Annotated in this window: 16 protein-coding genes and 2 pseudogenes; 7 read left to right on the top strand and 11 right to left on the bottom strand. The window is 44.5% G+C overall.

What is annotated here, in order from left to right; all coding sequences use genetic code 11:
• Positions 1 to 174: 174 nt before the first annotated feature.
• Positions 175 to 3,915: an NB-ARC domain-containing protein gene (locus tag PSE7429_RS07770; protein ID WP_009626570.1), complete on the bottom strand. Its 3,741-nt coding sequence runs from the start codon at positions 3,913 to 3,915 to the stop codon at positions 175 to 177.
• A 175-nt stretch (positions 3,916 to 4,090) separates the two neighbouring features.
• Between PSE7429_RS07770 and PSE7429_RS07775 the strand changes: the two genes are divergently transcribed.
• On the top strand, positions 4,091 to 5,188 hold the full coding sequence (locus PSE7429_RS07775; RefSeq protein WP_009626571.1) for a glycosyltransferase: 1,098 nt from the start codon (positions 4,091 to 4,093) through the stop codon (positions 5,186 to 5,188).
• Positions 5,189 to 5,293: 105 nt separating this feature from the next.
• A complete protein-coding gene (locus tag PSE7429_RS07780) occupies positions 5,294 to 7,483 on the top strand; it encodes a GumC family protein (RefSeq protein WP_009626572.1) in 2,190 nt (729 codons plus the stop codon).
• A 136-nt stretch (positions 7,484 to 7,619) separates the two neighbouring features.
• Here PSE7429_RS07780 and purD read toward each other — a convergent pair whose 3' ends face one another.
• The 6 genes from purD to PSE7429_RS07810 all read right to left on the bottom strand — a co-directional run bounded on the left by purD (position 7,620) and on the right by PSE7429_RS07810 (position 18,681).
• Entirely contained in the window at positions 7,620 to 8,888 is a 1,269-nt protein-coding gene (purD, locus tag PSE7429_RS07785; RefSeq protein WP_009626573.1) for a phosphoribosylamine--glycine ligase, read from the bottom strand.
• 153 nt (positions 8,889 to 9,041) lie between these two features.
• The gene (locus PSE7429_RS07790) at positions 9,042 to 9,686 is read right to left on the bottom strand and encodes a chromophore lyase CpcT/CpeT (RefSeq protein WP_009626574.1); all 645 of its coding nucleotides are present in this window, start codon (positions 9,684 to 9,686) and stop codon (positions 9,042 to 9,044) included.
• A gap of 641 nt (positions 9,687 to 10,327) precedes the next feature.
• The gene (locus PSE7429_RS23440) at positions 10,328 to 14,470 is read right to left on the bottom strand and encodes a PAS domain-containing protein (RefSeq protein WP_158467619.1); all 4,143 of its coding nucleotides are present in this window, start codon (positions 14,468 to 14,470) and stop codon (positions 10,328 to 10,330) included.
• Positions 14,471 to 14,624: 154 nt separating this feature from the next.
• Entirely contained in the window at positions 14,625 to 16,313 is a 1,689-nt protein-coding gene (locus PSE7429_RS07800) for a DUF3352 domain-containing protein (protein WP_009626576.1), read from the bottom strand.
• 42 nt (positions 16,314 to 16,355) lie between these two features.
• On the bottom strand, positions 16,356 to 17,426 hold the full coding sequence (locus PSE7429_RS07805) for an ABC transporter permease (protein WP_009626577.1): 1,071 nt from the start codon (positions 17,424 to 17,426) through the stop codon (positions 16,356 to 16,358).
• A 157-nt stretch (positions 17,427 to 17,583) separates the two neighbouring features.
• The gene (locus PSE7429_RS07810) at positions 17,584 to 18,681 is read right to left on the bottom strand and encodes an ATP-dependent 6-phosphofructokinase (protein WP_009626578.1); all 1,098 of its coding nucleotides are present in this window, start codon (positions 18,679 to 18,681) and stop codon (positions 17,584 to 17,586) included.
• Between the two features lie 395 nt (positions 18,682 to 19,076).
• Here PSE7429_RS07810 and PSE7429_RS07815 point away from each other — a divergent pair, with 395 nt between their 5' ends.
• Both PSE7429_RS07815 and PSE7429_RS07820 read left to right on the top strand, forming a co-directional pair.
• The gene (locus PSE7429_RS07815) at positions 19,077 to 19,289 is read left to right on the top strand and encodes a hypothetical protein (protein WP_009626579.1); all 213 of its coding nucleotides are present in this window, start codon (positions 19,077 to 19,079) and stop codon (positions 19,287 to 19,289) included.
• A 3-nt stretch (positions 19,290 to 19,292) separates the two neighbouring features.
• On the top strand, positions 19,293 to 19,871 hold the full coding sequence (locus tag PSE7429_RS07820) for an aspartyl/asparaginyl beta-hydroxylase domain-containing protein (RefSeq protein ID WP_009626580.1): 579 nt from the start codon (positions 19,293 to 19,295) through the stop codon (positions 19,869 to 19,871).
• Positions 19,872 to 19,927: 56 nt separating this feature from the next.
• Here PSE7429_RS07820 and PSE7429_RS07825 read toward each other — a convergent pair whose 3' ends face one another.
• Positions 19,928 to 20,848 (bottom strand): branched-chain amino acid transaminase, encoded by a 921-nt coding sequence (locus tag PSE7429_RS07825; protein ID WP_009626581.1) that lies wholly within the window; start codon positions 20,846 to 20,848, stop codon positions 19,928 to 19,930.
• A gap of 363 nt (positions 20,849 to 21,211) precedes the next feature.
• Between PSE7429_RS07825 and moaA the strand changes: the two genes are divergently transcribed.
• Together moaA and argZ are read left to right on the top strand one after the other, a co-directional pair.
• Positions 21,212 to 22,195 carry a GTP 3',8-cyclase MoaA gene (moaA, locus tag PSE7429_RS07830; protein ID WP_009626582.1) on the top strand — a complete coding sequence of 328 codons (984 nt, stop codon included), beginning with the start codon at positions 21,212 to 21,214 and terminating at the stop codon, positions 22,193 to 22,195.
• Positions 22,196 to 22,777: 582 nt separating this feature from the next.
• Entirely contained in the window at positions 22,778 to 24,889 is a 2,112-nt protein-coding gene (argZ, locus tag PSE7429_RS07835; RefSeq protein ID WP_009626583.1) for a bifunctional arginine dihydrolase/ornithine cyclodeaminase, read from the top strand.
• A gap of 234 nt (positions 24,890 to 25,123) precedes the next feature.
• Here argZ and PSE7429_RS26265 read toward each other — a convergent pair whose 3' ends face one another.
• On the bottom strand, positions 25,124 to 25,246 hold the full coding sequence (locus tag PSE7429_RS26265; protein WP_009626584.1) for a hypothetical protein: 123 nt from the start codon (positions 25,244 to 25,246) through the stop codon (positions 25,124 to 25,126).
• Between the two features lie 43 nt (positions 25,247 to 25,289).
• On the opposite strand from PSE7429_RS26265, the pseudogene PSE7429_RS26270 reads away from it, so the two are divergent.
• Positions 25,290 to 25,436, top strand: a pseudogene (locus PSE7429_RS26270) (MarR family transcriptional regulator); the annotation flags it as partial.
• Between the two features lie 80 nt (positions 25,437 to 25,516).
• Here PSE7429_RS26270 and PSE7429_RS25570 read toward each other — a convergent pair.
• On the bottom strand, positions 25,517 to 25,675 hold the full coding sequence (locus tag PSE7429_RS25570) for an IS66 family transposase (protein ID WP_009626586.1): 159 nt from the start codon (positions 25,673 to 25,675) through the stop codon (positions 25,517 to 25,519).
• 43 nt (positions 25,676 to 25,718) lie between these two features.
• Positions 25,719 to 26,001, bottom strand: a pseudogene (locus PSE7429_RS25950) (hypothetical protein); the annotation flags it as partial.

A 26,001-nucleotide genomic window follows, 5' to 3' on the forward strand; every position in this document is an offset into this window, starting at 1 on the left:
GCAAGGCTTTTACTTTTGGACTTTGAGAAAGGGTTTGCGTAGCAAACCCTTTCTCAAAGCTCGTTTCAAATTATCCTAAACTCACGTTGAATTAAAAAACAAACCCAATAAGTTATACCAAAACTAAAAATGGCTACGCCATTTTTAGTTTTGGTATAACTTATTGGACTGGGGCTATTTGGGGTCTTCGATCGCTCCGAGGGCAATGAGCTTAGCTTTTTGGGCAGGGGTTAACCCCGTGGCATCGGTAATATTTAGCCCTTCATAGGGGCGTGGCTCTCGATAGGTTCTGATACATTCGCCAGTTTTGACATCCCATAGCTTGACTGTTTCATCGCGGCTACTACTCGCCAGAAAATTGCCATCCGTGGAAAATTTCACCGCATAAACAGTTCCCGTATGCCCGACTAGCTTATTGATTGGCTTACCACTTTGCCAGTCCCAAATGTTGATTTTGGCATCTTCACCCGCACTAGCCAGTAAGATGCCTTTGGGATCGGCCGCAATAGTTAGGATATTGCCGTCATGTCCTAGCCCCTCAGATACCAGTTCGCCATTCTGAATATTCCACCGATAAATAAATTTTTCACCACAACCAAAGACCAGATGGGGGTGCAATGGCATGAAGGTAATATTAGAAGTTAGGGAGGTCAGTTGATTGAGCGTATGGAGGCAGTTGCCCGTATGGGTGTCCCAGATTTTGACAGTTTTATCGCGGCTACTGCTAATGAGATGGCGATTGTCGGGACTAAAAGCGATCGCTAAGATTGCCGCCGTATGCCCCTGTAGCACTTGAAAACATTCGCCAGTGACAATATCTCTTAACTTAATTTCCTTGCTAGTTTCACCTGTAGCCAGTAACTTTCCGTCATGACTAAATATCAAGGTGCGGGCGAGATCGGGGTGTTCGCTAATGGTAGCTAGGCAGTTGCCGCTGCTGACATCCCATAATTTGATCGTGCAGTCTTCGGCACAACTCGCCAATAGAGTACCGCTAGGACTAAAGGCAACTTGCCATACATGTCCTGCATGACCATGTAAAGCCCGAATACATTTACCTGACTGGATATCCCAGAGGCGAATAATTGAGTCGTCACCACCACTGGCGAGGAGACTTTGTTCGAGGTTAAACACCACCGAGCGGATGGCATTGGTATAGCCCTGTAAGATCCGAAACTGCTGTCCTGAGGTGACTTCCCAGAGATTGAGTAAATGCTCGTTGGAAATATTTCCCGATGTTTGGCTATCGTTTTGGTTACTGGGTGTTGACCACGATCGCCCTGTATGTCCTTGAAAAGTCCGCATACAGAAACCTGTATCGATCTCCCAAAGCTTAACCATTTCATCGCCGCTACTGCTGGCAAGCTCTAGGCGTGTGGGATGAAAGGCGACGGAGCGTACCCAATGGTTATGCCCTGTTAAGGTTTTAAAGCATTGAGCGGTTTTGAGATCCCAAAGACGAATGGTGCGATCGCCACTACCCGTCGCAAGGGTCGAGCCATCATGGCTAAAGTCAACCGCAAACACCGTATGGGTATGACCAGTAAAGGTTTTAATGCAATTACCTGTTTCGACATTCCATAGCCTTGTGGTTTTATCTTCACTACCACTGGCGAGTACGTTGCTACTTTTGCTAAAGGCGATCGACCAGATGATATCTTCATGCCCTTCAAGCATACGGATACATTCACCCTGATCGATATCCCATATTCGCACCGTACAATCATCACTGCTGCTTGCCAGCAAGTTGCCTTGATTGCTAAAAGTCACTGCTTCGACAATATCCTCATGACCATGAAATATCTTGATGCATTGTCCTGATTTCCATAGGCGCACAGTGCGATCGGCGTGCCCGCTTGCCAAAATTGTGCCGTCAGGACTAAAGGCAACGGACATCACAGCACCGATATACCCTTGCAAAGTATTTAAACAATCGCCCGTCGATACATCCCATAATTTGATCGATTGATCGATGCTACTGCTAGCTAAGATCGAGCCTTCAGGATTAAAAGAGACAGAAACGACCCAGCCTTTATGGCCGCGATAGGTCAGTAATGGCTTGCCATCACTAACTCGCCACAGATGAATATCTCCTTTCGTATCGCCGATCGCTAATAGTTTGCCATCAGCGCTAAAGTCTACCGACAGGACTCCCCCAATTACTTCCGCAAATACGGATTTAATCAGTGCTGTTTTGGCAAAGTTAACTCGATGTAGCTTCACTTCCGATAAGTAAGCTTGACGAATGGCTAGATAGGAAAAGTCCTTACCTGTTAAATCAAAGCCGAGATGACATAACAAATTAATAATATTGCCACCGCCATAGCCAAAGGTGGACTTAAGCTCACCATCGGGGCGCAGTTCGCGTCGGCGCAGCTCCTCAAGGGGATGAAATAGCTCTTTGGCTACCATCTGATTGCTGCCCAAACGTCCTAAGAGTTTGGCAATCAAGGGTTCTAAAATTAACCGAATTTGACTTTGGCGAACGTAGTCTTTTGCCGTGGCTTTAATTAAGGCATAGTGGCGTAGGTAGAAAAGTTGGCGATTGAGTTTTGATTGAATGCTTGGCAAAATTCCGAGGGGATGCTCTTGGGTGATTTCTTGATAGATTTGCTCGATCAGGAGATTGGTGACGAACTCCATGACCACGGGCTGCTGTGTGAAGCCTGCGGCAGTATGTTCCACTAGAGAGCGTCGTTTTAGCGATCGCAGAGACATCATCAGATGATTTTGCTCCATCGTGGGCACGATGTCAGAATGAAGCTCTTGAGGCTGGACGGGTTCGCGATTAATCGCGAGCCAGATCATTACCTGTTTTTCATGGGCGGTTAATCTCTGATATTGCTGCTCGATCAGATTGCCAATGCCGCTAAAAATAATGGTTTTCTGTTCTAAAAAGCGATCGATATTGCCTGAATAGAGATCCTTAATCGAAGTGGCGGCGATCTTTAGGGCTAAGGGATTACCGCGATACCAATCCACTAGACGATGTAAATCACTCGTTACGGCTCTAATGCCTTTGGACTCTAATACCCGCTCAGCGGCTGATTCATCTAGCCCATCCAGTTGTAAAGCTCGGACAGGAAGGATATCGCCCTCCAACATCGCGACTTCTTCAGGCATTTCACGGCTAGTAATAACCATGCAGCTACGATGCGATACTTCGCCAACTCTCCTTAAAAGAGAACCATATCCTTCGTAGTCCTTGCGATATGCCCCAGCTTGGGCTTCATCTTTAAGTACGGATTCAAAATTGTCTAGTACCAATAAACAGCGATAGCGCTGTAAATATTCCAACAGTCTAGAGATGAGGGCATTGATATCGGTTGTGTCGGGAGTTTCACGCTGTTGAGATAGGAAATGAATGATCGCTACTAACATTTCGCTAGGGGTTTTGGCATTATTTAGCGATCGCCATACCACGAAGTCAAATTTACCTTGTAAATGTTGGGCAAGCTTGACAGATAAGGCGGTTTTACCCAATCCCCCCATACCTAAAATCGCAACTAGGCGGCAGCGATCGCGATCAACCCATTGTTCGAGAATCCCTAACTCGGCGCTCCGACCATAAAAAAAAGTTACGTCAATGACATCGCCCCAGTCTTGGTTGCTATTGACCGTAGGATTGGGATGGGGAGCAATGGCGAGAGACTCCGCTTTCCGCAACTGCATTTGACGGCGAATCACATTCTGGACTGTGCTTTTGGTTACTTTTTCACCAAAGGTTTCCGTCAACAAGTGCCAAAGCTTATGGCTGACCAATTTAATGTAGCCAGCATCATAACCCGTCTGCTTAGCAATCTCGGAATAAGACAAACCTTGCCATACTCCTAGAAAGACAGACTGCTCGACTCGAGTCAGACTGCGCTCTTCTAATGACAACTCTATAAATGTTACCGCCTCATCAGCCGTCATAGATGCGCCTTAAAGATCTAAATATAACTTTTATATAACTTCTCTTCTGTCATTCTAAGACGTTTTATGGTTTGTTGTATTTTGTTGTGAACATTGCTTTTTGAAATTAGTGATGAAATTAGTAATGAAATTAGTAATTTGAAATTGTAAATTTAGTGAGTCTCATCAAAATTAAATGAAAATTGCTCTCGTTCATGACTATCTAACACAACGTGGTGGTGCTGAAAGGGTATTTGAGCTTTTATGTCAACACTTTCCCGACGCAGATATTTTTACCTCCGTCTACGATCGCCATAACACCATTGATTTGGACAATCGAGAAATCCACACCACATTTTTGCAGAATATTCCCGCAACTCGTAAGTATTTTCGCTTATTTGCGCCATTTTATTACTCAGCTTTTAGGGCTCTGGATCTCAAAGCCTATGACTTAATTTTGAGTAGCAGTGCTAGCTTTGCCAAAGGAGTACAAAAACGACCTGACGCTTTGCATATTTGCTTTTGCCATAACATTACGCGATTCCTGTGGGACACTAATACCTATCTCCGAGAATATGGAGCCTATAGTGTTCTTAAGCCATTGATTGAGTTGGTGTTTGCCAAGATGCGACAGCAAGATATTCTTTATGCGCAATCACCTGACTACTACATCGCTAACTCAACTACCGTAGCTAAGCGCATTCAGGATACTTACCATAAAGAAGCCTTAGTGATCAATTATCCCATCTCCGATCGTCGCTTTATTTTTGATGATCAAAAAGACGATTATTGTCTGGTTTCTTCGAGACACCTCAGCTATAAGCGCCTTGATATAATTGTCAAGGCTTTTAACCAGCTTGATCTACCCTTGATTGTGACTGGAGAAGGACCTGAAACGAAACAATTACAAACCAAAGCAGGTCGTAATATTAAATTTCTCGGTCATGTAAGCGATCGCGATCGATGTAACCTCATGTCAAAGGCTAAGTTTGTGATTGTTGCCGCGTTAGAAGACTATGGGCTTGTTCCTATCGAAGCCAATGCCAGCGGTACGCCCGTGATTGCCTACGGTGCTGGTGGTGTCTTGGATACTCAAATTTCAGGGCTTACGGGTATTCTATTCGAGCAACAAACTGCGGATTCCTTAAAAAATGCCGTTATTGAAGCTCAGACTATAGACTGGGACTATGCAAAAATCCGAGATCATGCCCTTTCTAACTTTTCCGAAGCGGTCTTCTTTAAAAAAGTCGATCAAACTTTAGCGGCAATCCTCAGCAGCAGAGAAGTTCAATAATTCAACTAATAATTTAACTAATAATTCAACTAAGAATTCAATTAAATATTTAAGAGTTTTTGTATAAAGAGTTTTTATTGTTAGGACTATACGAAGGATAAACCTATGAATACAGGTGCTGCTAAAACGAATGGCGCTGTGGTTGTCGAGCAAGATCCAGGCTATGGCAAAATCTTTGCAGTGCTATCCCGTCGTCGGTTTTGGCTTTTGGGTGGTCTAACTGTAGGACTAGCACTCGCAGTCGTTCTCAATTTTCTCTCGAAACCTAAATACACTAGTGTCATGCGGTTGTTGGTTGAATCAACTTACAAATCCAACACCTCATCCTCCTCATTTATTGATTCTAATGTCCAGATTGACTACGCAACCCAACTAAATCTACTGCAAAGCTCCTCCATGTTTCAGAAAGCTGCTAATCTCTTGGCGGCTGAATATCCTACTATTACTGGAGGGGAACTGCAATCGTTGAAAATTGGTATGTTAGGTGGCAAAGAAGCACCAACCAAAATTGTTGAAGTGCAATATACCGCTGTAGATCCCGTAAAAACTCGGCAGGTTTTAAGAGCTTTTCAAAAAGTTTATACCGATTACAATCGCGAACAGCAGGAAAAACGTTTGCAGAATGGCTTGGCAGGTATTGACGAGCAAGTAACTAATGTGCGTAAAAGTATTTCCGAAGCGGCTGAAGCCCTCGAAGAATTTCGGCGCAAAAATAATTTGTTTGACGCAAATCAGCGAGTCACCGAAGTTACTTCAGCCCTCAATGCGATCGAGCAACAACAGCGGAGTACCAAACTAGACTACGAGCAGGCGATCACTCGCCTAGAATCGCTGCAACAAAAGCTCAACATTTCCCCGCAAGATGCCGTATTACTGACCCGATTAAATCAGTCGCAACGTTATCAGGCTCTCGTGGCGGAGATGCAGGGGATAGAGGTAGCCCTCAATCGAGAGAAAGCACGATTTCAAACCAGCAATCCGATTGTAGAAGCTCTTGAATTACGATTTAAGCAACAGCAAGCAAGTTTAGAGGAGGAGAGAAGAAGCATCTTGGGAGATGCTAATTTAGCAAGTTATCCCAAGTGGAATGGCGATCAACTCAGTGGGATTGATATCACCTTAGCCAGTCAAATTGTGGAAACTCAGACCCAATTGGCTCTTTTACAGGCGCGATTAGATACTTTGGCTTCCCAAGAGCAGGACTTGCGTGCCGAAATTAATCGTTTGCCCAAATTGCTCGGTGAATACGAAACATTAAAGCCAAAATTACAAGTTCAACAGGATACCCTCCAAACATTACTTAAAAATCGGCAAGAATTAAGTCTTGAGATTGCGCGAGGGGGATTTGATTGGCAAGTAGTTGAGGAGCCAGGGCTGGGAATAACGGATTCTGCCGATGGCTTGCGTAAAAATTTATTGCTAGGAGTAGTTGCAGGATTATTCCTTGGCGGTATGGCTGCTTTTCTGAGGGATATGCAAGACGATACGATGCATACCTATGACGATCTAGAGCAGCAAATTTCTTCACTTTCTTTACTGGGGATGACTCCCCAATATTTGCAGGCGGAGGAGTCAAACTCTAATTTTTTACCCCAGTTCCTCAAAGGGCAATCCGTCTCACCACTGACGATCGAAATTGTGCAATGGCTACCCTTTCGGGAGTCCTTAGATTTAATCTATAAAAATATTCAGCTTAATAACTATTCACAGGAATCCCCCATCCGATCGCTCGTCATTACCTCGGCATTACCGAGTGAAGGGAAATCGACGATTGCGCTTGGGCTTGCTACTAGCGCTGCTAGGTTACATAAAAGGGTGCTACTCATTGATGCCGATATGCGATCGCCTGCTTTACACAAGCAACTAAACTTACCAAACGAAAGGGGCTTATCAACATTACTGGCAAGTAAAGGGAGTATAGATAGCCGAGATGTAATCCAGTCCTCCAACTCAGCCATAGACATCTTAACGGGAGGACCTATTCCGAGCGACTCCGTAACCTTACTTAGTTCGGAATGGATGCAAAATTTAATCTCCAAATTTGAACAAGAGTACGATCTGGTGATCGTCGATGCTCCTCCGATCCTCGGTACTGTCGATACTATTCAGATTGCTTCTTACTGTGGCGGTGTGGTCTCCGTCGCTCGGATTGATCGAATTACCCGTGGTGAATTCTCCCAAGCTATATCTGTCCTTCAAAAGCTGAACTTGATCGGGGTTATTGCTAATGCAGTTAAAGAACTCCCTCATAGTTATAAGTCTGTCGCCGTCGAAGATGAAGAGGAAGAAGATTAGTAATACCAAGTAAAGAAATGGCTACGCCATTTCTTTACTTGAAAACCCTTTCTCAAAGCCCAAAAGTAAAAGCCTTGCTTAGCAAGGCTTTTACTTTTGGGCTTTTAAAACCAGCTTAACCCGAACTGACGTTTGTTTAGGCTTTGCTAGCGATATCCTTGCGATAATACATACCGTCATAGGAAATAAATTCGACAGCGCTATAAACATTAGTAATCGCATTACGAATGTCATCCCCTAAGGCTGTCACTCCCAACACTCTGCCACCATTGGTTACTAGAGCGTTATTCTTGAGTTTTGTACCCGACTGAAATACAAATGCGCCGAGATCTTCAGCTTTACCGATACCCGTGACAAACTGTCCCGTTTCTACCTTATCTGGATAGCCTCCTGCCGCCATGACGACACATACAGAGGACTGCTTTTTCCATTTAAGGGGCGGAAAATTGCCCAGATTGCCCTCAACGCAAGCCAACAACAATTCGTCTAAATTGGTTTCTAGCAATGGTAAAACCGCTTGAGTTTCAGGATCGCCCAACCGACAGTTAAATTCCACCACCTTAGGCTCACCCTTAGGCGTGACCATCAGTCCTGCATAAAGGCAACCTCGATAATCGATCCCTCTAGCCTTTAAAGCGGCGATCGCTGGTTCTAAAACTTGACTCTGAATCTTTGCCATTAATTCTGGCGTAGCGATCGGTGCGGGGGCATAGGCTCCCATCCCCCCTGTATTGGGACCAGTATCGCCATCACCAAGGCGTTTGTGATCTTGAGCAGGCATTAAAGGACGAATATTTTTACCATCGGTGACGGCAAGGACAGATACTTCTTGTCCTGTCATAAACTCTTCGATCACCACGGTTTCACCTGCGGAGCCAAACTGCCCCGCAAAGATGCGATCGATCGCTTCGGTGGCTTCTTCGATCGTCATGGCAACCGTAACACCTTTACCGCTAGCCAGACCATCGGCCTTAATCACGATCGGTGCACCCTGCTGCTGGATATAAGCTTGAGCTGCTTCCAGACTTTGGAATGTGGCGCTTGCAGCCGTGGGGATATTCGCCTCCTGCATGAGTGCCTTTGCCCAAGACTTACTAGCTTCAATCTGTGCTCCCTCTTGGGTGGGACCAAAAATTAACGCCTCGGCAGCCTGAAAATAATCAACAATGCCAAGGGCTAGGGGCAGTTCTGGACCGACAATCGTAAACCCAACGCCTTGGACTTGGGCAAACCTTAAGATACCTTCAAAATCGTCAATGCTAAGGGAAACATTCTGGCAGTTAGGCATGGTAGCCGTACCGCCATTGCCAGGGATGCAAAAGACACGATCGATATTGGGAGATTGCAAAAGTTTCCAAGCTAGGGCGTGTTCTCTACCGCCACTGCCAACTACGAGGACTTTCAAATTACACCTTTAATACTCACACTGGTTATGCTCTCTCAATTACAGCATTTTGGGCTATAAGTGAAAAGCTCTGAATTGATTTGATTCTGCAAAACTATGCCCTACTCAATCGGGATGTCGATCTGTATTGGCATAGTCCAAAAATCTAATTTATCAGGAGGTTATTATACCTTGAGGAGTAGAACCTAGGGAAACTTCGTCACTAAAGCTAGCTTTTTTTACAAATTGGAAGGCTCCTGCGATCGACCCCCACACCCTCTCATCGGTTACGACATCGTAACCGCGATCGAGGCTGCTGTAGGTGTTTTCAGTTACTTCAAACTCGATCGCCAGATAGGTGTCAACGCCCTTACGGTTAATACAGCATTTTTTGCCTGGTTCGACGGAGCCTTTAAAGGTGTGGGCATCGTTGCGGTATACCCATTGCGTACAGCCCTCTAGCTGTGCGATCGCATCCGCATTCAAGGCGGCAAGGCGATCGCGATCGCGACTGGCATTAAAAAAAGTCTCAGCATTTTTAAGCCGATAGTTAATCATCTCAATGCGATCGTTTTGATAAATCAGGTGCAAAACGGCGGTGCGATAGGGATGATTTAGCTCAAAATCGTAAGCTTGTTCGAGAAATAGCCATACCCCATTTTCCGTAATTGGATTGGGCAAGGGACGGATTCCGACGCGAATATGGGCAAAAAAGGGTGGATTATCGATTGCCTGTTCCCAATTGCTATGATCGCCTGCTAGCCACTGAGCAAGGATATACACATCATTGGGGCTGGTTAAATTTGTGATTGATGTCATGGGGTAAAAAATTAATTAAAAAAATTAAATGAAATTAAACTAAAATCACTTGTAAATGATTTTATAAATGATTTTATAAAGTGTTTGTATTTATGGTACTTGCAAGAATACAGGGAATCCCACTACAAAATACTTTTACAGCAATTTTCGATCAAAAGAACCACAAAAAAATTTTTGAAAGGGTTGCTAAGCAACCCTTTCAAAAATTTTTTGGGTTTGGATTTGAGCACAAAGCGCTGTAAATGCTCTTATATGGCATATATGGCAAGTATGGCAATGCAATTATGTATAGCAACATAAGGTTTGCTTAGGATATAAAGCCTCAAATATGAGTGGCGGTGCTTCGCGCCGCCACTCATCGCCACTCATATTTATATGACAAGAAATTTTAAGATTTTTTGCGTCCGTCTTACTCCCTTCCCATAATTAGCGTTGCGGCGCAAAGCGCCGCAATACTAATTAACGTGAGTTCGGGATAATTGGAAACGGGCTTTGAGAAAGGGTTTGCTATGCAAACCCTTTCTCAAAGCCCAGAAGTAAAAGCCTTGCTTAGCAAGGCTTTTACTTCTGGGCTTTTAAAACTTGCCAGCTTAACCCGAACTGACGTTAATTATGGGAAGGGAGTAACCGATGAGACAGTGCTAGATGGACGGTGCTTCGCGCTGCCCATCCAGCACTGATGAGACTATGCGGATAACGTCTTGGATATCGATCGGTTTGCTCACATAATCATCCATACCCGCATCAAAGCAAGCCTGACGATCTTCGGGCATGACATCAGCGGTCATCGCCACAATCCGAACTTGACTTTTTAAATCTGTGCGAATTAATTTTGTTGCCGTTATTCCATCCATTTCAGGCATTTGAATATCCATCAAAACTAAATCAAATTCATGGTTTTGCAAAAATTGGATGGCTTGCAAGCCATCGTTTGCGATCGCCTCAATTTGATAGCCAAGCCGTCGAAACATGAGGGTTGCCACCCTTTGATTAACGGAATTATCTTCTACTAATAGGATTCGCAAAGGTCTTTTTTCTGCCATTTTGCTATCGACAAAGTATTGACCAGCGTTAGCTTGAAGATGCTGGACAGCGCTATCTATCGATACCACGATCGTGAAGTAAAAGGTTGAACCTTGCTCGGCTAATTCCGTCTGTGGTTTCCATAGTACGGGGGGGACACCACCAATGCGATCTAAGCTCTTTACCCAGATCGTACCTCCCATTAACTCTACTAACAGCTTACTAATTGCTAAACCCAGCCCAGTCCCCCCATACTTCCGACCAATGGAAGTATCTGCTTGAGTGAAGGGTTGAAATAAGCTGTCAAGGTGATTTCTGGCGATGCCAATACCAGTATCAGCGATCGCTACCAATAGCTCGTACTTAAGCTCATGTTTGGCTAATTCCCGATGGGAGCCTTGCTGTGGTTTAGATAAGAGCCTGCCGCTAATTGAGAGGGAAACTTGTCCCTGATGGGTAAACTTAATAGCATTACCTACTAAGTTGAGTAGAACTTGGCGGAGACGTGCGCGATCGCCTATTACTATTTTCGGTACATCCAAAGCGATCGTATGCTGGAGGGAAATCTGTTTATCCGTTGTTTGATTTTTAAATAACTTACAAACATCCCTCACGACTTCTTCGATCACAAATTCGTTTTCTTCAATTGTCATCATACCCGATTCGATTTTTGAGAAATCGAGAATATCGTTAATGATTGCCAAGAGAGATTCCCCACTATCCTTGATGGTTTTGACATAGTCCTTTTGCTCAATCGTGAGCTGCGTCGCTTCAAGGATCTCGGTCATGCCAATCACTCCATTCATTGGCGTACGGATCTCATGGCTCATACTTGCGAGAAAAGCACTTTTTGCCCTAGTTGCCTCTTCAGCCGCAGATTTGGCTGTGGAAAGAGCGATCTCGGTTTGTTTACGTGCAGTGATGTCCACTACACGTACTAGGTTAAACCGATTTTCTCCAAAAACAATTTGTTTGACAGAGATATCCCCCCAAAACTCCCTTCCTTTGCGGGTAATATATTCTACTTCTAAATTCCAGTAACCTTTTTGATTTATATCTTGGACAATATTGTTAATCTCTTCAGGAGTAAATTGTTTTTTTTGCAGCAAATGACCTTCAAAATTGATCAGTTCGTTTTTACTATCGGCTTCAAATAGTTTGACGGCTTGCTGATTGCAGTCGATGGTAATTGTGGTTTCACTATCTACTATAAACAATGCGTCGCTTGACTCATTGAAGAATAATTCTCGCAGGTCTCGGCTATAGAGTAGTTCCTGCTCTAGACGCTTGCGATCGCTAATATCTATGACTATGCCATAGCGAGCGATTTCGCCATTTTCCCTTCTCAGCGAATCCCTATCTCCATCTTTTGTCAACTCTGGAAGAGAGATCGCCTGAACCCACTTGACTTTACCCGAAGGGGTAATGATCCGCCATTCATGTTTGAATAGGCTCTGCTTCTCAATGCTATCGGTTACCACAGCATTAAAGACCTCGCGATCGTCAGGATGCGTTTGGCTGGTAACGACTCTAGAGTCCCGCAGCGCTTCTTCGACGGTCACTTCGTTTAATTCTTCCACTCTGGGACTAATATATTCAAAATAATTAGAACCATCTGAACGCCTAACGGTAATGTAGATCACTCCAGGCATGTATAAGGCAATTTTTTGGAATCTTAACTTGATTCTTTGCAGTTCCTCTTCAACACGTTTTTGTTGGGTAATATCTGTAGAAATAATAGTGACGATCCAAGCATTTTGTAACGCATCCCAGCGAGAGTGGTTTGTTTGAGAAATCCACAGCCACGATCCATTTTTGTGCCTCAGGCGGTAGATATATTTCCCCGACCTTTCTGCAAATATATCTGTATAAATTTGCGGTTCGATCGCTTGCCAATCTTCAGCATCGATCAGACTGACCCATAATAATGGATCAGCTTTTAATTCTGCGGCACTGTAACCACAGATGCCCATACATCCGTCAGAAAGATAATCAGTTTCCCAATGGCTATCGGATCTGACGATTAGTCGGGTAATTACGGCTGTCGTGGAATTGAGAATGTCATTAAGTTTATTTTCCGATATTTGCAAGGCAATTTCCGCTTGCTTGCGATCGCTAATATCGGTAGTCGTACCGATCAATTTAATTACTTTTCCTTGCCCATCTTGAATGGCTTCACCCCGACTGATCACGTAGCCAATGGAGCCATCGGGACGAATGATGCCATGTTCGACAATATAGGGTGTACCACTAGCGATCGCTTCGTCGATGAAAGCGCTAAGCTTCGGGCGATCCTCGGGGAGGAGCATATCTAAAAATTTAGTATAGCTCAGGATTGGCTCATCGGTATCAAATCCGAGGATGCGGCATTGCTGTTCAGACCAAGTACTAATTCCTGTCGTTACATCAAACTCCCAACTTCCAATTCTTGCTATGCGTTGAGCTTCTACAAGTGCGCTAGTTTTATGGGCAACTTGCTGTTTTAAGCTCTGCTCATAGTCTAAAGCCCTTCGATCAGCTTCGCGAACTTCAAGCATCATCTGGAGCAGAGCTTCGTTTAAGATCTGCATTTCCTTAATGCTCGTAGCGGGACTTTGGGGCAGATCGATGTGATTTTCAGTGAAAGATTGGGCTGATCGGGTGAGCTCGGAAAGCGATCGCGTAATCCGTCTCGACAAGAATAGACTGGTACTGATAGAAATAAACAGTGCTAGCACGCATAGTAGAAATGTGTACTGGAGATTAGCATTAATTTCTGAAGTAAAATCTGATTCGGGAACGACGACGACAATTATCCATGCAAGTCCGTTGCGATCGCTGATGGGTAAGGCTTGAGCCAGTTGGCGATCGCCATCGATCGTCAATTCAAATTGCTCTGCATGGTGAATATTTCCCAAATCGCTAAAGCGATCGCGCAAATATTTCGCAGTTACATTAATTTGTGAATTCGCACTGTCGCTAGCCTTTAGTAATTGTTGTTCCTTGCCATTGGGAGAAAGTTGATAGGGTTTATGGGATCTTGATGAGGTTGCCACCAAGGTCGCATCTCGTTCCATGATAAAAATAGACCCATTGGGCAAATTGATGCTTTGCAGAAATCGACTGATCTCCTTTAGGGAGCGAATGGAGTAGGTCACTCCCAAAAAATCTTTGTTTTTGAGATCATAGACTGGCTCGGCAAGCGCAATTAATAATTCTCCTGTATAAATATGCGGATATACATTTGTCCAAGTTGCTCTTTCGGCGCGGACGGCTCGTTGAAACCAAGGTCTTTGACGGGCATCAAAATCAATTGATGTTTGGATTGCTGGTGCTTTAGAGCCATCAGGATTGAGCGCAAATGTTTCATACTTCCCCCCATTATTGGGAGCGGCGCGAACGCTAAATGTTCCATCATTTAAAAGTTCCACGGCTCGATGTCCGCCCAAGGGATTGCCAAAACCCACGATCGTGATCGGAGACAAAGAGTTAAGTTGCATTTGTTCCCAAGCCTGTTTTTCTTGGCTAGGGAAGTCATCAAAACTCCATACCCCACGGCGGAGAGCGCTAATATTATTTTTGTTAACTTGGTCGAGGGCTTGCAAGTAGGCAGTTGTTTTGTCCGCAACTTGGTTGCTAATTTCGGTTTTGACGGTATCAGCAAGCCGATTAGCAGATTTTTTCCAATTGCGATACGACAAATAGCTAACTAGTCCCAACGAGCCAAAAATCTGTACTGCAAATGCTATTAGTAAAAGCCATTGCAGAGAGATACCACGCATAGATAAGCGTTTAAGTCCTTTCATCATCATTATGGCTGTTTAGAGGTCGAACACTATAGCAATTCCTAAGCAATTCCTAAATCATTTGTAATCTTCTGATTTTGCAGCCCCCATTTCACAATCCACAATCTATTTAAAGACTTGCTATTCTTAATTATTTAAGAAATAATTCAATTTCTCCGTTAAATATATCCGTAGAGCTACTTTCACTAGTAAAAGTATTAGTAAAAGTACCTGATTCTAGATGTTTAATAATTTTAAAAGGAGGATTGTTGCCAATTTTTTGAGGGATTTTGCTCCAAAATTTAAGATCTGAGATACTTGTCTGCAACCAAGAAAAATCAAAGTTATTATTAATATATCCGTAGGCTGAAATGTCTTTTGGTAGCCCAGATACGATCTTTTTAAAGTCTTTTGATGCAGCAATTGAAGCGCTATTTTTGATCGTTAGTGCCGATTCTAAAATTTTCAGTGAATTGGATAGATATAGATAGTCTTTGGTTTGGGTATGCAAGGCGATCGCCTTGCCCGATACTTCATCATTTGCGCTATTGTCCGATGCGATGAGCTTTGTCCAGACTGTTACAGGCTGCTGCTCGAGCGATATTTCGCCCACGGTTAGTTTATTTCTGGCTAGATCATCGAGGGATGCGATCGCCGTTTTTGCGATCTCGGCATCTTCTACTTTGGCGACTATTAACCAATCGGGATGGCTATGAGGTTGAGGAATCAAGGCGATCGCGTAGTCACCTTGCGCCCATGTCAAGGCTCTGCTCTCTAGAGGAATGGGAGCGATCGCTTTTGCCAAGAGGTTTTGCCATTCAGGGGCAAGTGTTTTCTTTAAACTCGCTACGGTTTGTCCGAGGTTATTCCCAATCACGACCGAACTTCCTGAAGGAATCACACTCGCCATATTTCCCAATATCTTTTGAGAAATTTTTGGTTCTGTAGATTGGTCTGTAGATTGATCAGTCGAGATTTCAGTCGATGTTTCAGTACTTTGATTAGCTAGAGTCAAGGAAGTCTTTGCTCTGATGCCAGCCTTGTCAAACCGCAAATCCATTAACAAACTTTCTTTGGGTAAATCCTCTCCCAGTTCGGCAAGATTTACATAGGCAACAGCGACCTTGCCATTATTTTTATCAAGAATGGGCGCTTGGCGAGCCCGATAGGTATCGAGGCTAGCCAGTGCTAAGTCAGGTGATCGCCATGCAGCGATCACTTCTCTTAATACCCTCGAATCGTTCGCAAATAGGACAAATTTGCCTAAAATAGTACCCGCGATCGCTGGTCGATCTTCGGCAAAACTGGTGCTCAAAATTGAAACGCCTTGATATTGCTCAAAGCCCAAATCAGAACCATTCACCGCTAATCTTTGCCAAAATGCATCAATACTTGCTTTGGCAAGATTGCTATCCTTCGCGGCAAAAGCTAATAAATAACCAGATTGCAATCCATTATTAGGTTGGCGATCGAGATCGGTATCGGTTAAGGCAAGAGTAATTTCTTGATCGAGCCAAGGCTGAATGTCGCGATCGTAGTCGATCAACCAGTTTTGTTGCAATTTTTGTTTGAGATCTGCCACAGCTTGGCGCACTTCGCGGCGTTCGCTAGGCTTGACGGCTAATTGAGAAAATAACTCTAGGCGTTCGGGATTGATCAAAAAAGACCAAAATAATGGCGATCGCTGGGGCAAAAAATTAACGGCTTGAGGCTGAGTTTTCACACCCAGTAAAACATCCCGTGGATTCGCACCCAAAACCTTTGCCACCGTGCTAAAGCTTAGTACCAGTAGCAAAACCCCAACTACCGCAATCCCAACAAAAACAGATTTAATTTTCATAAAGTTAGCTAGTACCGAAAAATAAGTTTTGGGTGGTGCAAGTTAATATCGAATCCTCGGATCGATCCAAGCGTTAATGATGTCTACGAGAATACTAGCAATCGTGACGATGATTGCAAAAAATACGATTATTCCCTGTACCACGGGATAGTCCCGTCCTGAAATCGCCTCAAACAAACGATTCGCCAATCCCGGCCATGAGAAAGTCACCTCGGTTAAGACTGCTCCACCTAACATCGAAGCTAGGGTCAAACCGAGAATCGTAATTACGGGAATCATGGCGTTTTTGAGCGCATGGTTAAATAAAATAGCGCTGGGATTAATTCCTCTCGCCTTGGCAGCTTCCACATAGTCAGATTGCAAAGTTTGTCGCAGATTCACCCGTACAATCCGCTCAAAAATGCCACTAATCACGATTCCCAAGCTTGTGGCTGGCAAGATCAGATACTGAATGCTCGTCCAGAAACTGTTCCAATCACCTTTGAGCAAGGCATTAATTGTATATATTCCAAGATCAATTGTTATATCTCGTTCAAATATTCTGAATATATTGATGGGATAGGTTGGTGGCTCTGCGCTGGCAGGAAATCTCGTCCCGATGGGTAACCATCCCAGTTGTACTGAAAATATCAATTGCAAAATCATCCCTACCCAAAATAGCGGCAGGGAATAGGTAATAATCCCAAAGAGTCTCCCGCCCACATCCCACTTAGTATTTGGGCGTAATGCTGCTACGATTCCGACTGTCAAGCCGATCGCTAAAGCAATGAGCAAGGCATATATGGCTAGCTCGGCGGTAGCAGGGAAAAAGTTTTTAATAATTTGCCAGACAGTTTGCTCGCGGGTACTAATTGACTTACCCAGATTAAAATGGAGCAGATCCTTCATATATTCCCAGTACTGGGAGAATAGAGAACCCGTTAACCCGACCTGTTCGCGAAGCGCGACTTTTACTGATTCGGGAGCGCGAGGACCTAAAATCGCATCAATGGGATCGCCTGGGGTCGCTCGCATTAACAGAAAGACGATGGAAGCGATCGCCCATAACATAATCGGGGCGAGTAGCAATCGCGCCGTAATGTAATAGAGCAGAGCTTTGAGGCGACTAGACATAGGCTGAAGCTTTAACTAGACAAATTTCTTAACTATAGCGCTTTGCGTTCTCAGCGCGATCGCAAAATGTAAAAAGTATCCAGAATCAAAACCTATAGCGCACGCGCAGCGTGCGCTACAGGTTTTCGGGCTAGCTACTTAACACGAGTGGCAATAGCTAAGAAATAAGTTGATCGATTTCTCCCACATAAGTACCCAAGCCGATCGCCGTTCGTACCAACGTGCCGTGAATATCCACCGCGCTATATTGAGCGATCGCCTCCGCAATCGGGACATCGATGACTTCGCGATTTACCCATGCCACCATGCGATCGTATTTGTTTTGGGAGATTAAATCCACTGCTGCTACCCCAAAGGCTGCGCCAAGAATGCGATCTAGCGGCGATGGTGTGCTACCTCTCTGCACATGCCCCAAGATCGTAACACGGCTCTCCATGCCCGTGCGGCTGCTAATTTGATCGCCAAGATATTGACCGATACCACCATAGAGGGTCTGTCCGAGACTATTGGTGTACCTAACTGGCTCTCCCGTTGGTGTTTTGACTGCTTCCGCCACAACCATTGTGCTGAAATTAAACCCTCTCAAAGCTCGATTCATCAGGCGATCGCATACTTCATCAAGGTCGTAGGGAATCTCTGGAATCAACACAACATGAGCGCCTCCAGCAATTCCCGCACTCACCGCGATATGCCCTGCATCCCGTCCCATCACTTCTAAGATCATGACGCGACTGTGGCTAATTGCTGTATAGGTCAGGCGATCGAGGGCTTCCACAGCAACCGTCACAGCCGTATTAAATCCGATCGAGTTTTCGGTTGCCCCCAAATCGTTATCAATTGTTTTCGGAACGGCAACCAAATTCATATTTCCCTGCTGGGCAAGGCGACGCAGGATCGCCAAACTCCCATCGCCACCGATACCAATCAGCGCATCCAAGCCCAGCTTGTGATATCCATCGATTACTTCTTCGGCGCGATCGACAATCGAGCCATCAGGCATCGGATAGGCAAAGGGATTCCCCTTATTCACGGTTCCTAAAATTGTGCCCCCATAACGAAGAATTCCTGAAACTTTTTTCATATCGAGTAACTCCGCCTCGACTGGGCGATTCATTAGCCCCTGAGTCGCGCCTTTAATGCCATAGATCTCCATATCATAATCACGAGCCCGACGCACTACAGCCCGAATTACGGCATTTAGTCCACCACAGTCACCACCACTCGTCAAAATACCAATGCGTTTAGTTTTTGTCATAAATCTTTGCAAAATTTCTTAACGTCGAGCAGGCGATGAAGAGCGACCTTACTTAATAGCGATCGCCCATCAAGGCCAAATTATGCTACTCAGATGTGACCGATCATCGCGATCATCTCTATACAGATTCTGGTATCGCGCTTACGGTCAGACTCAAGTGCCGCCTATTCTTACCGATTTGGCACTACCGAGATTCTAAATATTTGTAAACTTGGCAACTGGGCATAATTAGAAAGCAAAAACCTCTGGTGCTTTCTGCGCGTGAGCCACAGGTTCTTATTTTTCGTAGTTAATCGCGCCTAGCTACTTAAATAGGGTTTAATAGGGTAAAAATTTGTCGTATTTTCGATAGTAAACTTACCTTTTAAAAGCAATAGGTAAGCATGTAAACAAATATGTATCCTACAGATCCTGATTCTAAGTCTGATTCCTCCAACCAAAAACCTTCTCTTTTAGTAGAGATTGGGAGAGGATGGGAATGGGTAGTTTTCTCGGTAAAAGTCTTGAGCCGTGTGGGTGGTCCCGTTGAGATTGCGAAAACCATTGGTAATTCTGTAAAAATTTTAGCCATCCGTACACTTAAGCAATGGGGAGTTGGAGGCAAGTAATATATGTACAAAAATAATTCAGACTATGAATTTATCCAATCATTAGAGGAAAATTGGCAAGTCATCAAGCAAGAACTAGAACAACTCAGCAGTAACGATTTTCTCGATTGGCCAGAAAAACATCTCTATGGCAAGGGTTGGCAGACTTTTGGCTTATACGCTTTTGGAATGAAGCTAGGCAAAAACTGTCAGATTTGCCCAGAAACAACTAAACTGGTCGAAAAAATCCCGAATATGGTCACCGCTGGTTTTTCTTCCCTCGTACCTGGAACACATATTGCAGCCCATACTGGCTATCCCGATGGGGTTTTGCGCTGTCACTTAGGATTAATCGGTTGTGATGGATGTAGCTTAAGGGTTGGCGATGAAATTAGAAATTGGCAAGAAGGTAAATGTTTCGTGTTTGATGATACGACCGAACATGAAGCTTGGAATCGTGGCGATCGCACGAGGGTAGTTTTACTAATTGATTTCAAACCTGATAGCCCGATCGCTGAGATAAAAGAGATAGAGAAAGGGGCAAAGACTGATAGTAAAGGCTTTTGGCAAACTATTAAGGGAATAGTGGGCGCAAAATCATAGGCTAATTAGACCAAGAAGGCGACGCATTGCGTCGCCTTCTTGGTTTTTAAAGGAGTTTAAACTTTGGTCAGCCAATGGTGGTAATCGGGAAGAAGCCCATGAACAGCTTTGCTGTATAGATCGCGAAGTTTCTTGGTGATTTCGCCGATCGCACCATCGCCTACGGGACGATGATCGAAACTGGTAATGGGGGCAAGTTCAGTAGCCGTACCGACAAAGAAAGCTTCATCCGCAATATACAACTCCGTGCGATCGATCGTACGGGATACAGATTCTAGCCCTAGTTCTTTGGCAGCTAGTTCTATTACTGAACTGCGGGTGATGCCCTCAAGAATGTTATCGGTGATCGAGCTAGTAATTAATTTGCCATCTCTTACCAAAAATAGATTCATGGCACTTCCTTCCGCTACATGCCCTTCATTAGTTAAGACGACGACATCATCAAAACCCGAAGCATAGCCATCGGTTTTCGCAAGGGCGGTATTTACATAAGCACCATTTACTTTAGCGCGGGCAGGAATGGCATTATCATCTAAACGCCGCCATGAAGATACCCCTACTTTAATGCCATTGCTAGTATCAAGATAGCCATCCATAGGCACGCTGAACAAGCAGAAATCGTCGTGGGTATGGGGAACCTTGAGAATCGGTCCAATCCGCAGGTCAGACTTATAGATAATCGGACGCAAATAGGTCGCTGAATTACAATGATTGCGATGTAGCAGTTCTTTGGTGATATCGATCATTGCATCAACATCTAGGGGATGCTGCAACCCGATAATACGACAGCTCTGGATCAGACGTTGATAATGTTCTTTAAGGCGAAATGCCGCCATGCGGTTTTCTTCAGGTAACCAATACGCCTTAATCCCTTCAAACACAGCCGTACCATATAGAAATGCATGGGTGCGGATGTTAATTGTGGCATCTTCGAGAGGTACGAATGTTCCGCGTATATAGGCGTACTGTGAGGTCATGGTTTAACACATTTTGATCGTTTGTTTTCTTATCATAATACTTAGGACAAATACTTAAGTAGCTAAGCATAAGTAAACTTAAAACCTAGAAGAGCATACCGCCCGCTTAGCGGGCGGTATGCTCTCTGCTGAACTACTTAGAACACAAAGTAAAGATCTAGAGAATAGGGAGAATAGGGGTTCTCGCTTTAATACCAATTCATAAAAGTATGACAACACTTTTATGAATTAAAAACTAAACCCAGTAAGGGCTTATACCAAGTTAAGAAATGGCGTAGCCATTTCTTAACTTGGTATAAGCCCTAAATCGAAGTCCTTTATGATATATGCAGAGATCGCTATCAGTGACAAGGACAAAAATCTGTGAACACCGTTGACTACCTTCGCATCAGTCTGATCGATCGCTGCAATTTTCGCTGCACCTACTGTATGCCTGAAGGAGCGGAGGTCGAATATATTCAGGCTCAAGAGAGCCTCACCAATGGGGAGTTAATTACTCTTTTAAAAGAGGTATTTATTCCGCTTGGATTTAAAAAGTTTCGACTGACGGGAGGAGAGCCACTACTACGCCGCGATCTGGTGAATTTAATAGAGGCGATCGCCAATTTGTCAGGGGTGGAAGATTTATCGATGACCACTAATGGTTTTTTGCTGGAAGATTTGGCAAAACCTCTTTACGAAGCTGGTTTGCGGCGGATCAATATCAGTCTCGATTCTCTAGATCGCGATGTGTTTCGGCAAATTACGGGGCGCAATCTCTGGGAAAAGGTATGGGCAGGAATCCTTGCCGCCTATGAGGTTGGATTCGATCCGCTGAAGTTAAATGTCGTCGTCGTTCCCGATGTCAACGATCGCGAAATTTTAGATCTCGCCGCCCTAAGCATCGATCGTCGCTGGCATATCCGATTTATTGAATTCATGCCCATTGGTAATGATCATCTATTTACCTATAAAGGTTGGGTGGATTCGGCAACGCTGCGACAACAAATTGGCGATCGCTATGGCTTGGATGCGGGTAAATGTAAGGGAAATGGTCCCGCTGATGTATTTCAGATTCCCAACGCTAAGGGAACCTTAGGCTTTATTAGTCAAATGTCCGAGTGCTTTTGCGATCGCTGCAATCGGATGCGGCTGTCAGCGGATGGGTTACTGCGCCCATGTTTATTAAATGAGTTGGGACAGATCGATCTCAAAACATCGCTGCGTCAGGGCAAGGATGCTGCGGAGTTGCGCATCGCGGTCAGAGAACTACTACAACTCAAAGATGAAATTAACTTTAAAGAACGCGATCGCGGAACTGGCGATCGGCAGAGTTATTTCCGTACGATGTCCCAAATTGGTGGCTAATAAGTTAATTAAAACCCCAAAGAGAGATGCGGCATTTTGTGCCGCATCTCTCTTTGGCGCAAGACTTGATAAACAAAAAAGCTCGCAATGCGAGCTTTTTTGTTTATTTGGTTTTAGAAGTACAAAATATCCCTTCGGCATCAGCAGCCACCATACCGTATGTGTAGCGGATAGCTCTAGGTCTACTGATTTGCGCTTACCCCTTTCGGAAGTAATTGCCATTTCGGGGATACTAGACCCACACGGGGGGGAATAGGATGGGTCTGATAGTAATGTATACTAATTCAAATATATATGCAATAGTTTGCAATAGTTTTTTTGGCAATATTTTTGGCAATAGTGTTGTCACACCTTCGTGAATTGGTATTACAGGGTAATTATCAAGAGATGATAACTTTTAGAGGTGCTTTCAGCATTGGGCATTAGGTATGATTAAAGATTGGCACCTTAGCGATTGTTTGGTGCAATTGTTTGGTGCAATTGTTCAGTGCGATTGTTTGGTGCAATTGTTTGGCAAATTTTGATAGCTGCCATCGTGAATGTGCCAAATTTTGCGTTCTCCCCAATTATTTACTTTGATTTATGACTGCCCAACTGAATTATCTGATGTGCGCCCCCGATCACTACGATGTAGATTATGTGATCAATCCTTGGATGGAGGGCAACGTTCACAAATCTAGCCGCGATCGCGCTGTGGAGCAATGGCAAAAACTGTATGGAGTCCTCAAGGGGCTAGTCAATGTTGAGCTAGTGCCCCCTGCCAAGGGATGGCCAGACATGGTATTCACTGCCAATGCTGGATTGGTATTAGGTGACAAGGCGGTGCTGAGTCGTTTTTTACATAAAGAACGTCAAGGCGAAGAACCCTACTTCAAAGCATGGTTTGAGTCTAAGGGATTTACCGTATTTGAATTGCCCAAGGATTTACCCTTTGAAGGTGCAGGTGATGCCCTATTTGATCGCTCAGGTGGTTGGTTATGGGCTGGCTATGGTTTCCGTTCAGAACTAGATGCTCACCCCTACCTTGCCAAGTGGTTAAATGTCGAAGTTTTATCCCTGCGTCTGATTGATAATCGATTCTATCATTTAGATACCTGCTTCTGCCCTCTTACTGACGGCTACTTACTCTACTATCCTCCTGCCTTTGATTCCTATTCCAATCGCTTGATTGAAATGCGGATTCCTGCGAATAAGCGAATTGCGATCGAAGAGGCTGATGCTGTCACCTTCTCCTGTAATGCGGTGAATGTCGATCGCCATGTGGTGATGAATAAAATCAGCGATCGCCTCAAGCAACGTATTAGCGATGCTGGGTTTAATGTGATCGAAACGCCACTCACCGAATTCCTCAAGGCAGGTGGAGCCGCAAAATGTTTAACCCTCAGAACCATCGAAGTTCCCATTGCTAGTGAACTAGCCAATGTCGAACCAAGCATTGTGGAAGCGAGAATTGTCGAACTAACAGGACATTTACTCGATTCAGGGATTATTAACCGTGCCCTCGATTTGGTAACGGATAACGGCGGCAGTTTCCAAGTATTAGAATTCAATCTCGGCGAACAGAGACAAAGCACATCCTTAGCAAAGATTCGGATTTCAGCTCCCTCCCATGACCTCATGGAAACGATTATGGGCGAACTGATCGAAATCGGCGCGGTTTTACAAGATCGCGATACTTCCGATGCCAATCTGGAGCCAGTATTGCAGGATGGAGTTGCCCCTGATGACTTTTATGTATCCACCATTTATCCTACCGATGCCTGTGTTGATGGTGAATGGCTCCGCTGCAAAAATCAGCGCATGGATGCGGCGATCGCCATCAGTCCCGATGGTAAAACTGCTACCTGCAAGCTGTTGCGCGATCTCGTCGTAGGCGATCGAGTTGTTGTCGGTTACGATGGCGTGCGGACAGTACGCAAGCCTGAAGCCAGAGATACTGCCAAGAAAGAAGAATTTTCCTTTATGGGTGCAGGGGTATCTAGCGAACGCCGTGTCGAACTAGTCGTCGAGCAGATTGCATGGGAACTTCGCCAAATTCGCGATCGCGGCGGCAAGCTAGTTGTCTCCTGTGGTCCCGTAGTCGTGCATACTGGTGGTGCTCCTCACCTTGCCTACTTGATCCGCGAGGGATATGTCCAGTCGATGCTCGGTGGTAATGCGATCGCCGTTCACGATATGGAACAGTCCTCGATGGGAACCTCCCTTGGTGTCGATCTCAAGCGCGGTGTCAGCGTCAAGGGCGGACATCGCCATCATCTAAAGGTGATTAACTCCGTTCGTCGCTATGGCAGCATTCACAAGGCTGTGGAAGCTGGTTTTGTGAAGACTGGCGTAATGTACGAATGCGTTAAAAACGATGTTCCCTTTGTCCTCGCTGGTTCCATTCGTGATGATGGTCCCTTACCTGATACGGTAATGGATCTATTGGAAGCACAACGCCTGTATAGCGAACAAATTCGGGGTGCAGATATGATTTTGATGCTTTCCTCAATGTTGCATTCTATCGGTGTGGGCAACATGACTCCCGCTGGTGTCAAGATGGTCTGTGTGGATATCAATCCTGCAGTTGTGACCAAACTTTCTGATCGCGGTTCCGTGGAGTCCGTGGGCGTAGTTACCGATGTTGGGCTATTCCTCAGTTTGCTAGTACAGCAGTTGAAGAAGCTCGATAGTCCTGTATCTGTTGCGGTTTAGGTTACGAATTACGAATTAAGTAGTTCGGCATAATTAAAAACCAAAACCAGAGAGCGTACCGCCCGCTGCGCGGGCAGTACGCTCTTCTAGATTTTAAGTTTACTTATGCTTAGGGACTTGCTATATTTCAAGCCAAAGCCCAATCTAAAAAAAGCCAAGAGTTAATCGTCTAATGGGATCGCCAAAGTCTGTTCGTCAAAAATCATCAAAATTACTTACTTCAAAAATTGACTCTCAGCAGTCAGACTCAACATTATCAAATTCAATATTATCAAACCCAACATTATCAAAACCCATATTATCAAACCCAACATTATCAAAACCCATATTATCAAACCCAACATTATCAAAACCCATATTATCAAACTCAACATTATCAAAACAATGCGCGGCGAAAGTAATGGAAACAATTCCTTTAGTGATGCGATTTATTCGAGCGGATATGCGCGATCGCAAGGCAACAGAATTATCAGTTCCCCAGTTTCGGACATTGGCTTTTTTAGATCGTAATCCTGGAGCTTCATTAGTAGAACTTTCCGAACATTTGTAAGAATTCAGGTAAGAATAGGAATGAGAGAAATAGAAGAAGGATCAATTAAAGCTTGACGGAAAAAATCAATGACAGATTTACCTTGAGCTTTTACAGGTTTGAATAACCGTCAACAAAGCGGCGGTATTGTGTAAGCCATCCATAGAACGGGAACCACCAGAAACTTTGCGTTTGGTAACGGCAAGCCTGAGATTACGCTCGGCACGATTATTATCGAGGGGGGACAAGGGGATCATCAAGAAAATACCACCACTGAGCTGTATTTTTTCTTGAGGGAGTTTAACAAAAGCCCTGCGGCATATCCAACCTTGGGCAACCAGTCTGAAATGGCTTGGTTGACGCGAATTTTAAAATCAGTTGCCCAAGTAAATATGGTGGATTATCACCGTGTATTCGCCAAGTCGCATGATGTTCAAAGGCTTCATCAATGAGTCTGATAAATACTTTGCCAATTTCTTGTTGCGATTTAAGGGTTAATTTCAGCAATGCTTTAAAGTGTCGTCTTAGGTGAGCAAGACATTTTTGTTGTCGCTCAACGGCGTAACCGTTATAGACACTATAG

Source organism: Pseudanabaena biceps PCC 7429 (assembly GCF_000332215.1).
Taxonomy (GTDB): Bacteria; Cyanobacteriota; Cyanobacteriia; order Pseudanabaenales; family Pseudanabaenaceae; genus Pseudanabaena; species Pseudanabaena biceps.